Annotated in this window: 16 protein-coding genes; all 16 read left to right on the top strand. The window is 59.0% G+C overall.

Annotation, left to right across the window (positions count from 1 at the left end):
* The first annotated feature begins 6 nt into the window (after positions 1–6).
* Genes DWZ82_RS05460 through DWZ82_RS05535 form a run of 16 tightly spaced genes read left to right on the top strand, consistent with a single transcriptional unit; the run spans position 7 to position 13110 of the window.
* Positions 7–750: a Clp protease ClpP gene (locus DWZ82_RS05460; RefSeq protein ID WP_118479354.1), complete on the top strand. Its 744-nt coding sequence runs from the start codon at positions 7–9 to the stop codon at positions 748–750.
* Positions 747–1061 carry a head-tail connector protein gene (locus tag DWZ82_RS05465; protein ID WP_118360511.1) on the top strand — a complete coding sequence of 105 codons (315 nt, stop codon included), beginning with the start codon at positions 747–749 and terminating at the stop codon, positions 1059–1061. Before DWZ82_RS05460 ends, DWZ82_RS05465 begins: the two co-directional genes overlap by 4 nt.
* A complete protein-coding gene (locus tag DWZ82_RS05470; RefSeq protein WP_117490923.1) occupies positions 1042–1398 on the top strand; it encodes a head-tail adaptor protein in 357 nt (118 codons plus the stop codon). Before DWZ82_RS05465 ends, DWZ82_RS05470 begins: the two co-directional genes overlap by 20 nt.
* Positions 1388–1834 carry an HK97 gp10 family phage protein gene (locus DWZ82_RS05475; protein WP_118479356.1) on the top strand — a complete coding sequence of 149 codons (447 nt, stop codon included), beginning with the start codon at positions 1388–1390 and terminating at the stop codon, positions 1832–1834. Before DWZ82_RS05470 ends, DWZ82_RS05475 begins: the two co-directional genes overlap by 11 nt.
* The gene (locus DWZ82_RS05480; protein WP_118479358.1) at positions 1831–2259 is read left to right on the top strand and encodes a hypothetical protein; all 429 of its coding nucleotides are present in this window, start codon (positions 1831–1833) and stop codon (positions 2257–2259) included. Before DWZ82_RS05475 ends, DWZ82_RS05480 begins: the two co-directional genes overlap by 4 nt.
* Complete coding sequence (locus DWZ82_RS05485; protein WP_118479360.1) at positions 2252–2635, top strand: hypothetical protein; 384 nt, start codon at positions 2252–2254, stop codon at positions 2633–2635. The genes DWZ82_RS05480 and DWZ82_RS05485 overlap by 8 nt, the downstream gene beginning before the upstream one ends.
* A 14-nt stretch (positions 2636–2649) precedes the next feature.
* Positions 2650–2835: a hypothetical protein gene (locus DWZ82_RS05490; protein ID WP_118479362.1), complete on the top strand. Its 186-nt coding sequence runs from the start codon at positions 2650–2652 to the stop codon at positions 2833–2835.
* Positions 2828–4777 carry a hypothetical protein gene (locus DWZ82_RS05495; protein ID WP_118479364.1) on the top strand — a complete coding sequence of 650 codons (1950 nt, stop codon included), beginning with the start codon at positions 2828–2830 and terminating at the stop codon, positions 4775–4777. The genes DWZ82_RS05490 and DWZ82_RS05495 overlap by 8 nt, the downstream gene beginning before the upstream one ends.
* A gap of 13 nt (positions 4778–4790) precedes the next feature.
* Entirely contained in the window at positions 4791–5207 is a 417-nt protein-coding gene (locus DWZ82_RS05500) for a hypothetical protein (protein ID WP_118479366.1), read from the top strand.
* A 13-nt stretch (positions 5208–5220) separates the two neighbouring features.
* Entirely contained in the window at positions 5221–7080 is a 1860-nt protein-coding gene (locus DWZ82_RS05505) for an XkdQ/YqbQ family protein (protein ID WP_118479368.1), read from the top strand.
* A gap of 60 nt (positions 7081–7140) precedes the next feature.
* The gene (locus DWZ82_RS05510; protein WP_118479370.1) at positions 7141–7404 is read left to right on the top strand and encodes a hypothetical protein; all 264 of its coding nucleotides are present in this window, start codon (positions 7141–7143) and stop codon (positions 7402–7404) included.
* A gap of 17 nt (positions 7405–7421) precedes the next feature.
* Positions 7422–9071, top strand: coding sequence for a terminase large subunit (locus DWZ82_RS05515; RefSeq protein ID WP_118479372.1), 1650 nt, complete (start codon positions 7422–7424; stop codon positions 9069–9071).
* Positions 9072–9089: 18 nt separating this feature from the next.
* Entirely contained in the window at positions 9090–9542 is a 453-nt protein-coding gene (locus DWZ82_RS05520) for a DUF2634 domain-containing protein (protein WP_118479374.1), read from the top strand.
* Positions 9529–10587 (top strand): baseplate J/gp47 family protein, encoded by a 1059-nt coding sequence (locus tag DWZ82_RS05525; RefSeq protein WP_118479376.1) that lies wholly within the window; start codon positions 9529–9531, stop codon positions 10585–10587. The genes DWZ82_RS05520 and DWZ82_RS05525 overlap by 14 nt, the downstream gene beginning before the upstream one ends.
* A complete protein-coding gene (locus tag DWZ82_RS05530) occupies positions 10580–11110 on the top strand; it encodes a putative phage tail protein (protein WP_118479378.1) in 531 nt (176 codons plus the stop codon). Before DWZ82_RS05525 ends, DWZ82_RS05530 begins: the two co-directional genes overlap by 8 nt.
* Before the next feature lie 11 nt (positions 11111–11121).
* Positions 11122–13110 carry a hypothetical protein gene (locus DWZ82_RS05535; RefSeq protein WP_118479380.1) on the top strand — a complete coding sequence of 663 codons (1989 nt, stop codon included), beginning with the start codon at positions 11122–11124 and terminating at the stop codon, positions 13108–13110.
* Positions 13111–13255 lie beyond the last annotated feature (145 nt).

Raw genomic sequence — 13255 nt, forward strand, 5'->3', positions numbered from 1 at the left:
TGCGGCATGAGATTCAGCTTAAACGGTCACATCGTGGCCGACAGTGACGCGCCTATCCTGCGTTGGTGGGGTATCCCGGCGGCCTGTCCGGCGGATATCCGGTCGGCGCTTGCCGAAAATCCCGCAGACGAGGAATTTGTTCTGGAGATCAACTCCGGCGGCGGCTCGGTCTTTGCGGGTTTTGAGATGTACAGCCTGCTGCGCAATGCGTCCCGTCAGGGTGTACATACCCGCGCCGAGGTGCAGAGCCTTGCCGGTTCTGCCGCGTCTGTCGTGATGGCAGGTGCGGATACGGCGGCGTGCTCGCCGGTCGGTCAGGTGATGATCCACCTGCCGAGCACGGTCACTGAGGGCAATCAGGGCGTGCACCGCGAGAGCGTGCAGATGCTCGAGAGCATCACCGAGAGCATTATCGCGGCGTACGAGAGCAAGGTCGGCGGCAAGACCAGTCATGACGCACTGCGCCGCATGATGGACCGCGAGACCTTTCTCAGCGCCCGTGCGGCGCTTGACGCCGGTCTGATCGACGAGATCATCGGCGAGACACAGCCGGGCGAGCCTCTCGACCTGAATAACATTTACAACGCTTGCGGAACTGTCCCCGATATGGACAAGCTGCGTGCGGCGTACATCGCTGCACAGAGCCAGAGCCAAGAGCCAGAGCCGCAGCCGCCGGTGTCCAATTTGAACACCGCCCGCAAGCGGGCCATCGCTATCGCTGAGGCAGAACTCCGGGCGGTGGTCGTATGATCACCGCCGAGAGACTGGATGCAATCAAGAAGTACTGTCGTGTCGATTACGATGAGGACGATGCGCAGCTGACCGGCTTTGCGGAGATGAGCGACAGCTATCTCGCGCAGTGCGGTATCACTCGTGACGGCCACGAGGCGATGTATGACCTTATTGTGCAGGCAATGGTGCTGAACCAGTACGAGGGCAAGTGTGCAGACAATGCAGCCGCTGCCCTGGCTACGGTTCCGCCGCTCGTGCGGCAGATGGTAAACCAGCTCAAACTGGTGTGTGCGTTTGGAGGTGCGGGCGATGGCAACACAGGTGCGTGATCTGCGCGACCGCGCCGAGGTATGGCTTGCCGCACCGGTGGAGCAGCCAAACGGCGAGACCGACTACTGCTACACCAAAGCCCGGACAATCTGGGCGGCCGTCAACCCGACAAGCGGGCGCACGGAGACGCTGACCGGTGACGCTGAGCGTGCCGAGATCACGCACCGCGTGGTCTGCCGGAGCGCCAGCCTGCCGGAGCTGTGCCGCGAGATGTACTTTATTATCCGCGGTCAGCGGCTGGATGTGTCGTACTGGCTGCCGATCTATAACCGCCGCGGCTGGGTGGAGATTTACTGCACACTGCGGCAGGGAGAGGTGACACGCGATGGCTCGTGATGGTTTTGACTGCTCGGAGCTGATGGCCTTTGCGGAGGAGCTGGGCGCACAGCCCAAGGAACTGGAGAAGGTGCAGAAAAAGCTGCTCCGAGATCAGGGCAGCAAGCTGCGCCGCAAGACAGCCCAGCAGGCGCGTGCAACGGTCAACCGCACAGCGGTGCACCGCAAAGAGTATGACCGCGCCGCCGGTCAGTACCACAAGAGCATTAAGCGCGGCAAGGTGTACACCAAGGACGGTCAGATGCGTATCCGCGTGTATTCGGGTGACCCAATCGGCCATTTGGTCGAGCAGGAATGGACGCCCAAAGCGCGTGACGGTTCTCGCGGCAAGAAGCAGCTGGGCCACGAGGTCTTTGACAAGGCCGCGCAGGGCTTTGATGAGCAGTTTCAGCAGGCCGCCGAGGACGCTCTGGACGAGGTGATTAACAAGCTATGATCCATTGGAAAGAGATAGATGACGCACTCGGTGCGGTGGTAAGTGCGGCACTCAAGGCCGCCAATCTGCCTGCTGTGCGTGAGCGCAAGGACGTTAAGGCGCCTCTGGTGCGGCGCAGTTACCGCATTGACGTTGGTCAGACCGACGGCATGGGCACGGACGACTACGCCGAGACCGGCTGCGACATCGAGATTTATTTTTATCCCGCCGACGGCACGCGCCCGCGGGACGAACTGAACGCCGCCGCTGACGCGATCCGCACGGCGCTGCGGGAAGGCGTGACCGTGCAGGACGTGGTGCTCATCCCGGAGGACGACATCACCTGCGACGCAGACGGCGAGACGCTGACAGTCATGCTGCGGCTCACCTGGATCGAGACCGCCGAGGAGACCGGCGAATTTATGGAGGAAATGGTATATGGATAAAAAGTTACTGGACGCGCTGGCGGCGAAAGCCGAGCAGCGCAAGGCTGACAAAGCCAAGGTCATTCAGTTTAAGGTCGGCGGTCAGCTGCTTGATTTTGTTAAGATCGGGCACACCGCCCAGCTGGACGCTTATGAGGCTTTTCTGGCAGCACGCGACCAGCCGTCGCAGATGCTGGATGTTGGCGCACAGCTGATCTACGACTGCTGCCCGGCATTGCAGGACCCGGAGCTGCACACTGCGCTCGGCGTGACCGACCCGTATGATGTGATCTGGGTGCTGATGGATGTCCGCGAGGTCAATGCGCTCGCGGCATCCCTGTTTGCTTGGCTCGGCCTGATTGCCGGTGACGAGGATGAGGACCCGGCAAAAAACTGATTGAGCGCGACCCGGTGCTCGACCTTGCAGCATTTTACGCGGCACGAGGCATCACGCCGGAGCAAATCCGGCAGATGAGCTACGCCGACCGTGCCGTGCTGCGAGTCGGGCGGGCGCGCTGGTACGTGGATATGATAAACCTGATTGCGGCAGGCATCTGCCGCGCATACGCACCGGAGGAGGGACGGAATAGTGGCTAAAAATAAGGTTATCAACACCGTCCTGACGGTGCGGGATAATATGTCTGGCGGTTTGGTCAAAGCCGCCCAGAACGCGAAGAAGTCCGGCAAAGCTATCGACAGCAGCATGATCTCCGCTACGCGCAGCGTGGTGGCGTTTAAGAATAAATCGGTCGCAGCCTTGCAGGACTATGCGAAGAAAGCCGGTGCGGCAATCGTCGCCGGTACAACTGCTGTGGCAACCGGTTTGTCGGCGCTGACACTCAAAAGCGCACTCGCTGCCGATGATCTGAACACTCTGGCAAAGCAGAGCGGTTTTTCTACTGCCGATATCCAGAAATGGCAGTACGCCTCCGACCTGATCGACGTATCCATTGATGATATTGTCAAGTCTGCAGGAAAGATGAAGAAGAACATGATCTCGACCAGCAAGACGACGATTGCGGCGTTCGACCAGCTAGGCATCAAGGTCAAGGACGGCAACGGTCAGCTGCGTAACAGCACAACGGTCTTTTACGAGACGTTGACCGCGCTGTCCAAAGTGCAGAATGAGACCGAACGCGACACGTTGGCAATGACCATCTTTGGCAAGAGCGCGGACAGCCTCGCGGGTATCGTCGATGACGGCGGTGCCGCCCTGCAGGAGTTGGCTGGTAAAGCGGAGAAGGCCGGTGTTATTCTATCGCAGGATACGCTGGACGGGGCAAACGCCCTCAACGATAAGGTGGACACGCTCAAGGCTACGGTCAAGGGCTTTGCCGGTAAGATTGGCTCGGAGCTGGCCGGTCGTGCGTCCAAGGCTCTGGATATTGTCGGCTCGCATTTTTCCCAGGCATTTAATACGTCGCCAATGGACTGGCTCAACGGCAAGCTGGACACGCTGATGGCAAAACTCGACAGCTGGATTGCCGGAGGCGGACTGGAACAGCTGGCTGATTTACTGGTCAATGGCATACAAACCGGTGCCCAGAAGGCAGGCGAGATGCTGCAAAAGGCCGGGGACGCGCTGAAATGGTGTAAAGACCACAGTGATACGCTGGTAGACGTGCTCAAAGGCTTAGCTGCTGCATGGGCTGTCAAGAAGGTGCTGGATTTTAACAATGGACTGGCCGACTGTGTAGGCAATATCGGCGGTATCATCAAGACAGTGCTGACTATGACCGGTGTACTGGGCGGTCAGGCTGCCGCAACCGGCACAGCAACAGCCGCGCAGACCGGACTTAATGCTGCAATGACGGCAAACCCGATCGGTGCAGTCATCCTTGCTATCGAGGCGCTGATTGCAGTGGGCGTGCTGCTCTACAAAAACTGGGACACAATCAAGGCCGGTGCGCAGAGCCTTTGGAATAAGTTCAAGACCGTCAGCATCAAAATCGGCACTGCCTTTTCCGGTGCGTTTGATAAGGTTAAAAATGCCGCTAAGACGGCGCTGGAATGGGTAGCAAGCAAGCTGTCGTGGCTCAATGACAAGATTGAGAGCATTCCTATCCTCGGCAGTCTGTACAAGGGTGCCAAGGGTGTACTGGGCGACGCTATCGAGTGGGTAGACAATGCCACAACGGGCAATCGCTCGGGCACGTCTACCACCGGAACAACCCAGACCAAGACCAACAGCAAAACGACAACCACGGCCGGTCCGGTCAAGACCACGACCTCGACCACTACGACGGTACCTAAGCCGACACCCAGCGGCCTGCTGAGCCTGCCGGGACTCGGCAAGGCAACCGGCACGCCCTACTGGCGTGGCGGCTTTACAAGAGTCAACGAGCGCGGCGGCGAAATTATGAACCTGCCGAGCGGCACGCAGATCATCCCGCATGATGTGTCTGTCAAGGCGGCAGGCGGTCGGAGTGTGACGGTCAATGTTACCATCCAGGGCAACGTCATCGGCAACCGTGAGTATACCGAGCAGGTCGGTGAGTACGTCGGCCGCAAGGTGCTTGCGGCGCTCGGCAACACATAAGGAGGTGCGGTGCGTGTACAAGATTATCATCTCGGTCAACAACAACGAGGAGGTTTGGACGCTGCCGCACTGTCCGCCGGATTTCCCAATTCCACAGCCGGAGCAGCACCACGAGACCTACGAGGGCCTGAGCCGAGACTATCGCCGCATCGGTCCGCTCGGTCTGCGGCACATGGAGTGGACGGCGCTGTTGCCGGTGCACAGATATCCGTTTATGCCGTCCGAGGCATCTGCGGATGGTTGGGCGTATGTCGATTTCTTCGACCGGTGGCGCGACAAGAAGATGCCGTTCCGTCTGATCGTACTCGACAGCAAGGGTGCGGCACGGCTTAACATGCCGGTGACGGTGAACAGCTTTGATGTTACCGTGCGAAAAAACGGCGATTTGGAGTATTCCATCGCCGTGACAGAATACCGATTTATCACATGAGGAGGTGCGCCGCATGGCGGCAGGCTATGTAGACGAGCACAAGCTCGTCTTGTACCGCGACGGCGCACAGCCGCGCGACATTACGGCGTTTGCCAGTGATATGACGCTGACGGATGACCTTGACACACTGGCGGCGGAGCTGACGTTTACGACGTTTATCTCGCCGTGGGACAAGTACACGCCTAAGCTGGCGCTTGCGCCGGGCGACAAGGTGCGCGTGACCAATCAGGGCAAGACCGTGTTCTCGGGCATCATTATCACGGTGACGCTGGACGGCGGTGTTACCGCCTATGACCGCGGCTGGTATCTCAACAAGAGCGAGATCGTGCTGCAGGTCAACAACCTTGCAGCCGATCAGGTCATCCGCAAGGCGTGTGCCAAGGCGGGCGTGACAGTCGGCAAGGTGTGCAGCCTGCCGACCAAGATCACGCAGTTGTGGACCGGCAGTACGCCCGCTGACATTATCAGCGATGTGCTGAACACCTGCACGTCTGCGACCGGCAAGGGCTATCGCCACAGGGTCGGTGACAGTGGTCTGGTGGTGGAAGCGCTGCCGACCGCGCCCATCAAGGCATACCACAAGCCGGCGAAAAATATCGCCGCGTTTGACATCACATGGGCGCTCGGTCAGGTGAGCGGCGAGGACAGCATTGAGGACACCTACAACGCTGTTGTCATTGCCGCCGAGGACGACGGCAAGGCGTACATCGGCGCACAGGCCAGCAACGCGGCGTCTATCAAGCGCTATGGCTTTATGCAGCATATCGAAACGGTCACGGAAAACCCCGGCACGGCTGTGCTCGGCCAGATGGTCAAAAACTTGCTGAAAAACGCCGACAAGGTAGGGCAGACCCGCTCTATCTCGGAGATTTGGGGCTGTGATGAGGTGACAAGCGGCGTAGTGCTGCGTTTTAACTCTCCGGCGTTTGGCATCAAGGGCAACTTCCGCATTACGCGCGTGGAGCATCACTACGGCGGTGCAGGGCACACCATGGCGCTGGAAATCACGGCGCTCGAGCAGGTGCGAGCCGCCGCCGAGGGCAAGACTGACGCGGCAGCCATCAAGGCCGCCAGCACGGATAAGGTGCAGGTGTTCGGCTTGCCCGACCTGTCCGGCGGCAGTGACGGCGGCTCGGGCGGCACCATTGTCAAGGCGCTGTTTACCGCCTACTATCCGGCTAATAATGCGCTGGAGGGCGGATATTTGGACGCGCAGGGCAACAGGCTCGACCCAAGCAAGCACACCTGCGCCGCACCGCCGTCTGTGCCGTTTGGCACCAAGATTACGGTGCGCGACACCGGCACAAGCCTTGACGGTACGACCTACACTGTCAACGACAGAGGCGGCGCGATCCAGATCGTGAACGGCGTGTACCACTTTGACCTGCTGATGAGCAGCAACGCCGAGTGCAATCGCTGGGGACGTAAAAACGGCTCTGCGATCATCGGCGGCTCGGGCGGCGGCTCTGGCAGCGCGGTGTCGTTTATCAACACGGCACTGGGCGAGGTCGGTTACAAGGAGTCCGGCAAGGACATCAACAAGTACGGCCAGTGGGCCGGTCACAACGGTGTTGCCTGGTGTGTTTATTTTGTTTGCTGGTGTGCGTACAAGTCCGGTGCACCTATCCCGACAAGTTACGGCTACGTTGGCGATATGAGCAGCTATTTCAAGTCTCGCGGCAAGTACAAATCGGCAGGCAGTTACAAGCCTAAGGCGGGTGACCTGATGATCCAGGGCGACCGACACATCGGCATTGTAATTTCTGCCGGAGCATCAAGCTGCGAAACCGTTGAGGGCAATTACAGCAACTCTGTCAAGCGTGTTACTCGCAGTTACGCGGAGATTTCCGGTTTCTGTACGCCGTGGGGATAACACAAGATATTGTATGCTTGTGGATAACACTGTGGAAGATGTGGAAAGGAGTGCGTGCCTATGGCATGGGATACGGCACTGGCGCGGGTCATCCGAGAGACAAGCCGTGCCGAGGTCAACCGCAAGCCGCAGCCGTGGTACAGGGCAGAGGTCGTGCAGGTAACGCCCAAGCTGATCTTTGCGATTGCAGACAAGGAATTTAAGTTTGACAGCAGCACCGGCCTGATTATGACCGCCACGGCAAAAAGCAAAACGTGGAAAGTCGGCATGCAGGCGGCGGCGCTGCTGCATGGGGCACAGCTGCTGGTTTTGGATAGTCTGTAACGGAGGAGGTGCAGCGGATGTTTGACGAGGAGCAGGCGCAGTTTGTCTGCGATTTTTTGGAGTGCCTGACGTGCTCCAGCGGTGTGCCGCTGCGCCTGATGGACTGGCAGCGCGACATGATAACCGAGTTTTACGGTCAGCTGATCGAGGACGAGGACGACCCGGCAGGCAGTTACCTGCGGCGGTACCAGTACCTGTACCTTGAGATTGCAAAGAAGAACGGCAAGTCGGAAATCGCTGCTGGTCTGGGTGTGTACCACCTGTTTGCCGACGGCGAGATCAACGGCGAGGTGTATGTCGTAGCGGCTGACCGCGACAATGCGGGCATCGTCTTTGCGGCGGCCAAGTACATGGTCGAGCAGAGTCCGGCGCTCAAAAAGCGCAGCCGCATCGTGGACAGCACCAAGACCATCTACGACGAGACGAGCGGCTCGAGGCTCAAGGTGCTGTCCTCGGAGGCGTACAGCAAGCACGGCTACAAGCCGAGCTGCGTGATCTTTGACGAGCTGCACGCCCAGCCCAATCGCGACCTGTGGGACGTTATGACGTTTGGTGCCGGTGACGCTCGCCGTCAGCCGGTGTGGATCGTACTGACGACCGCCGGAGATGACCCCGACCGAAAATCCATCGGCTGGGAAGTACACGAGAAGGCGCTTGCTATCTACCGATGGCGGCGCGGCGCGAGGGACGAGAAAGCCTACGATGACCCGCGCTGGCTGCCGATCATCTACGGCCTCGGACTGATCGAGGACGAGGACGAGCTGAAAGACCTCAACATCTACGACGAGGACCTGTGGCGGCGGTGCAATCCGTCGCTCGGCAAGACGCTCAAGCTGGCTACCATCCGCGCCCAGGCGGCGGACGCCAAGAAGAGCGAGGCCGCCGAGCGGCTGTTCCGTTGGCTCAGGCTTAACCAGTGGATTGCCACGGCGACTGTCGGGTGGATACCGATAACTATCTATGACAAAACGCAGTGGAATCCGCCCGGCTGCAAGGACTGGCGCGAGGCCGTGCAGCTGCTGCGCGGCAAGACCTGTTACGGCGGCGTTGACCTCTCCAAGAGCACCGACCTTACCGCCTTTGTGCTGGTGTTTCCGCCGCAGGAGGGTTTGGACCGCTGGGTGGCACTGCCGACCGGGTGGATGCCGCTCAACGGCATAGAGGCACGCGAGCGCGAGGACCATGTGCCGTACCGCGACTGGATACGCGCAGGCTTCCTTCATGGCTGCAAGGGCGATATCATCGACTTTGAGGATGTGGCTTACGCTGTGGTGCAGGCGGCGCGGGACTACGACCTCAGGATGGTGGGCTTTGACCCGTATCTGGGCGCGACTGTGATGCAGAACATCCGCGAGCGGCTTGCCGGTACGGTGACTGAGGTTGTCGAGATACCGCAGGGTATCCGGTCCATCTCGCCACCGATGAAGGAGCTGGAACGGCTCATCCGAGCGCATGAGATGCTGCATGTGCACAACACGGCAGCACGGCAGTGTTTCCTCAATCTGCGGTGCGTGTCGGATGATAACGAAAATATCAAGCCAACCAAAAAGCGGAGCCGCGGACGCATTGATATCACGGTGGCGTGGATCATCGCGTTTGCGACGGCGATGCTGCAGCCTGCACCGACGCTGGCAGACAGCGTGGCGGCTGCGGATTGGCACATGTGAGTTTAGGAGGTGTCGGCTATGGCCGATGTGTTTCCGGTTATCCCGGAGGAGCTGCCCGCGCAGGTTGCGGAGAGCATTGGGCGCTCTCCGGCGTTTGGGTTCCACGAGGATGGGCGCTCGGGCCGTTTCCAGCTGGTTGACGGCGCTCTGGTCGAGCGGCAGGGCGTGGAGGCTGTCAAGCAGTGGCTTGAGCTGATGCTGCGCCAGAAACCGGGTGCAATCCCGATCTACCGGACGAGCGGCACGACCCAGCCGGGCGTGGAGGCGGTCAGCCTTGACCGGCGCGTTCCGGAGGGCTGGATTTTTGCCGAGATTGAGCGCAACGTGCGGGAGACCGCCGCGTTCTGCCCGGCCATCCGGTCACTTGACAGTTTTAAGTTTATGCGCGTGCGGCGCGGCGTGGAGGTACGCTTCACGGTCCGCCTGCACACCGGAGAGAGTGAGGAGGTGACGACTTATGTCAGCGAGTGAGATTTTAGACGAGATGCTGTCCGCAATGCCGGAAAGCTATCAAAAGACCATCGGCTTTCCGACGTATGACCTTTTAGCCGCAGTCAGCCTGCGGATGGAGGGCACGGACACAACGATTGACGAGGCCAAACAGCAGCTTGACCCCGAAAACCTGCACGACAGCGCCCTTGACCGCTATATCTATCCGCGCTCCGGCCTGGAACGCAAGGCCGCGACCTTTGCCCACGGCAGCCTGACCGTCACCGGCACAGGCACGGTCGAGCAGGGCACGCTGTTTGAGTCCGGCGGCGGTGTCCAGTATTACGCAACCGAGACCGTAGCCATTGAGGGCGAGGGCACTGTACCGGTCACCTGCACGGTGGACGGCACGGCAGGCAACCTGCCCGCGCACAGCGTGACGCAGATGCCGGTGGCAGTGCAGGGCATTGCCTCGTGTGATAACCCTGAACCGATTGGCGGCGGTTATGCCGAGGAGTCGGACAGCGAGTATTATGCGCGTTATCTGGTCGTGCTGCGCACGCCTGCTACGTCGGGTAACATCTACCACTATGTGCAGTGGGCGCTGGAGGTGGCCGGTGTCGGTCATGTCAAGGTGTTCCCACGCGTACAGGGGGCGAACACGGTTGACGTGGTAATTGCCGACAACGCCGGTCAGCCTGCATCGCCTGCGTTGGTGAAGTCGGTGCAGGACTACATCGACCCCGAGAGCGAGGGCGCGGGCCGAGGACAAGCTCCGATCGGTGCACAGTGCTTTGTCACCGCTGCGACCGGCAAGGCCATCACGGTCAGCTGCACGGTGTCCAAATCGGACACCGCAGACGAGGAGAGTGTAACGGCAGCCATCAAGTCAGCGGTTGCGGACTATCTGGCCAGCACAGTGTTTGCGCAGAGCTATGTCTCGTATGGACAGGTTGCGGCGGCTATCCTGTCAGCCGACGGCGTTGCGGACTTTGAGGGTTTGACGGTCGGCGGCGGCACAAGTAACATCGCGGTCGGTGAGCGCGAGTGCCCGGTGCTCGGAGAGGTGACAATTACCTATGGCTGAGTTTGACAACATGCTGCGCAGTCTGCCGGTGGCGTACCGGACGGACAAGTGGGTGTGCGACCTGCTGGAGGCCATCCGCGGGCTGGATGAGAGCCAGCGCACGGAGATGCTGGACACGGCGGCGCAGCTCTTTCCAGCCAGCATGACGTGGCTGCTGGAGACCGAGGAACGGGCGGCCAATCTGCCGTCAACCGGCACGCTGGAAGAGCGCCGCACGGCACTGATCGCACGCTGGCGCGGTGCCGGCAAGTGTGACGTGGAGCGCATTCAGAGCGTATGTGACTCATGGCGCAACGGCGAGATCTCCGTCGGCTTTGCCGAGGGCGTGATCGTGCTGACGTTTGTAGACGCGTATGGTATGCCTGACGGCACAGCGCTGGCGGCACTTAGGGATGCGATTGAGCAGACTGTGCCGTGTCATCTGGCGGTCGAGTATTTGTGGCGCTGGCTGCTGGTGAGCGAGGTGTCTGCTATGACGGTCGATGAGCTGCAAAGGCACCGTATCGGCGATTTTGCCTTCTGAGGAGTGATATATTGAGTACAAAAACCAAAAATTTGGAGCTGTTTAAGTATGATCCAGCGACAGACGGCGCAAACACGTTTAACATCGATCAGGCGTTGAATGGCAACTGGGACAAGCTGGACAACGAAGTTGCAGCCCGCGTGAAAACCGCTGAACTTGCAGCAGAAGTGAAAAAGGTTGTCAAGGACGGCAGTCTGACCGCTGCTGACCTCGGTGCAGAAAAAGCCGGAGCGGCAGCAGCGCTTGAAGAGAAAGTAGACGCACTGGGTGCCGGTGACGTTGGTGCTGACCCGACCGGCACGGCTGCAAGCGTGGTATCCACGCATAACACGAGCGCAAGTGCGCATTCTGCACAGTTTGCCAAGAAACAGGATAAAATCAAGGGCAAAAAAGGTAAATTTGTTGGCTTTACGGCGGACAACACCGTGGGCGAGGTGGATGCACCGGCCTCCGGCGGCAGTCGAATTACGCTAGCGTTTGCAAGTGATTTTGTCGGTCAGACATGGACGCTCAAGGGCGGCGGTGAAACCTACACCGGCACGGTTGACAGCAGCAAGACGGCAACGGTAAGCGTGCTTGGCATTAACACTACCTACACCCTGAGTACTGCACTGTCCGGTACGACGTATACAACCGAGGTTACAACCAAGGCTTATTATACGGCGCTGAGTGTTAATCTTGAGAAATTCCAGTCCACGATTACCGTAACCGTAGATAGCGGTTCAACAGTTACGGCGACACTGGGCAGCACGGTATTGACCAAGACGAGCACCGGCACGGCGGTGTTTACCATCGGTAAGGCGGGTACTTGGGCAATCAAGGCCACTAAGGGTGACCAGACCGCAGAGGGTACGGTAAACATTACCGCCAGCGGGCAGAGTAAGACGTTGACCTTGACCTACGCCAATGTGTTCGGCGTGGTGTGGGATACGAGCAATTCGAGCACGGCGCTGACGCGCTTAACACCGAGCACTGACCCTTACGGATTGGTTACGCGGTCGGTGACAACTGAGCCAATTCCAGCTGTCGGAGCTGGCTCTGGAAGCAGCTTATTCGACAGCTATGCACCGTGGAGCGGTATGAAAGAGTGCAACCTTAATGCGTCCGGTGCAGTGACTGCATGGAAGGGAAACAGCGCGTTTACTCGTAGCAGTGATTATACCATGGTGTTTATCCCTGTTTTTTACGTTGCTGCTAAGAGGAGCGGTACAAAACAATATTTCTATGTGTCAGACAAACCTAAAACAGGTATGACAAAACACCCAGGCAGTGGAAAGTATATCGGCAGGTATACCTCTAATGGTGAATATGGCGGAGGCTCGGCTAACTTCGTGCCGCGCGTTAACATCTCACGAGCAGGATTTCGTAGCTTAGTAAAAAGCGGAATTACTAACGGCGCGTTTAATAGTAAATTCCATTTGTACGACTTTGCAACATACTGTGCAATCATCTTTTTGTATATCGTTGAATTTGCAAACTGGAACTGTCAGTCTAAGATCGGACAAGGATACACGAACAATAATTCCTCTGCAATCAAATCTGGTGGCACAGACAACATGACCTATCACACCGGACGCGCATCCGGTACAGATGGTAAGACCGCTGTTCAATACAGAGGTATTGAAAACCTCTGGGGCAACGTGCGACAGTGGGTAGACGGTTTTAACGCCAACGGCACGACTGCTTACTACTGCACTGACCCGAGCAAGTATGCGGACGATACCGCAACCGGCTACACCAAGATTGGTACACTGCCTGCATCTGGCTACATTAAGGATTTGATCGTAACCGACAATGGTTTACTGATTCCGAAAACTACTGGCGGTTCGGAAACGACGTACATTCCAGACTACATGGGCTCGTCCTCTGGCTGGCGCGTTCTGTGTGTCGGCGGCGGCTGGTGCGGCGGCTCGGATGCGGGTCTTTTGTGCTTCGGTGCGTACGACGCCTCGTCGCATTCGGACTCGAGCATCTCCGCGCGTCTCCTGTGCGAGGCGTAGCCGCGCACAATCCCCTGTGGGGGACCGGGGGTCGCAACCCCCGGCGCTTTGCAAAGCGTAAATTTTAAGTGAATAAGGGACTGTCTGCGCTGTCGCGGTGAGCTTGACTTCTGGGCGAACTCGTCCTCTGGCTGGCACGTTCTGT

Origin of the sequence: Butyricicoccus sp. AF35-5AC (assembly GCF_003477715.1) — a bacterium.
GTDB lineage: Bacteria > Bacillota > Clostridia > Oscillospirales > Butyricicoccaceae > Agathobaculum > Agathobaculum butyriciproducens.

What these genes read in the sequence shown, in the direction of transcription:
- DWZ82_RS05515 (WP_118479372.1), top strand. Translation starts at nt 7,422, where the DNA reads ATGTTTGACGAGGAGCAGGCGCAGTTTGTCTGCGATTTTTTGGAGTGC.
- DWZ82_RS05525 (WP_118479376.1), top strand. Translation starts at nt 9,529, where the DNA reads ATGTCAGCGAGTGAGATTTTAGACGAGATGCTGTCCGCAATGCCGGAA.
- DWZ82_RS05465 (WP_118360511.1), top strand. Translation starts at nt 747, where the DNA reads ATGATCACCGCCGAGAGACTGGATGCAATCAAGAAGTACTGTCGTGTC.
- DWZ82_RS05485 (WP_118479360.1), top strand. Translation starts at nt 2,252, where the DNA reads ATGGATAAAAAGTTACTGGACGCGCTGGCGGCGAAAGCCGAGCAGCGC.
- DWZ82_RS05505 (WP_118479368.1), top strand. Translation starts at nt 5,221, where the DNA reads ATGGCGGCAGGCTATGTAGACGAGCACAAGCTCGTCTTGTACCGCGAC.
- DWZ82_RS05460 (WP_118479354.1), top strand. Translation starts at nt 7, where the DNA reads ATGAGATTCAGCTTAAACGGTCACATCGTGGCCGACAGTGACGCGCCT.
- DWZ82_RS05520 (WP_118479374.1), top strand. Translation starts at nt 9,090, where the DNA reads ATGGCCGATGTGTTTCCGGTTATCCCGGAGGAGCTGCCCGCGCAGGTT.
- DWZ82_RS05470 (WP_117490923.1), top strand. Translation starts at nt 1,042, where the DNA reads ATGGCAACACAGGTGCGTGATCTGCGCGACCGCGCCGAGGTATGGCTT.
- DWZ82_RS05530 (WP_118479378.1), top strand. Translation starts at nt 10,580, where the DNA reads ATGGCTGAGTTTGACAACATGCTGCGCAGTCTGCCGGTGGCGTACCGG.
- DWZ82_RS05475 (WP_118479356.1), top strand. Translation starts at nt 1,388, where the DNA reads ATGGCTCGTGATGGTTTTGACTGCTCGGAGCTGATGGCCTTTGCGGAG.
- DWZ82_RS05510 (WP_118479370.1), top strand. Translation starts at nt 7,141, where the DNA reads ATGGCATGGGATACGGCACTGGCGCGGGTCATCCGAGAGACAAGCCGT.
- DWZ82_RS05480 (WP_118479358.1), top strand. Translation starts at nt 1,831, where the DNA reads ATGATCCATTGGAAAGAGATAGATGACGCACTCGGTGCGGTGGTAAGT.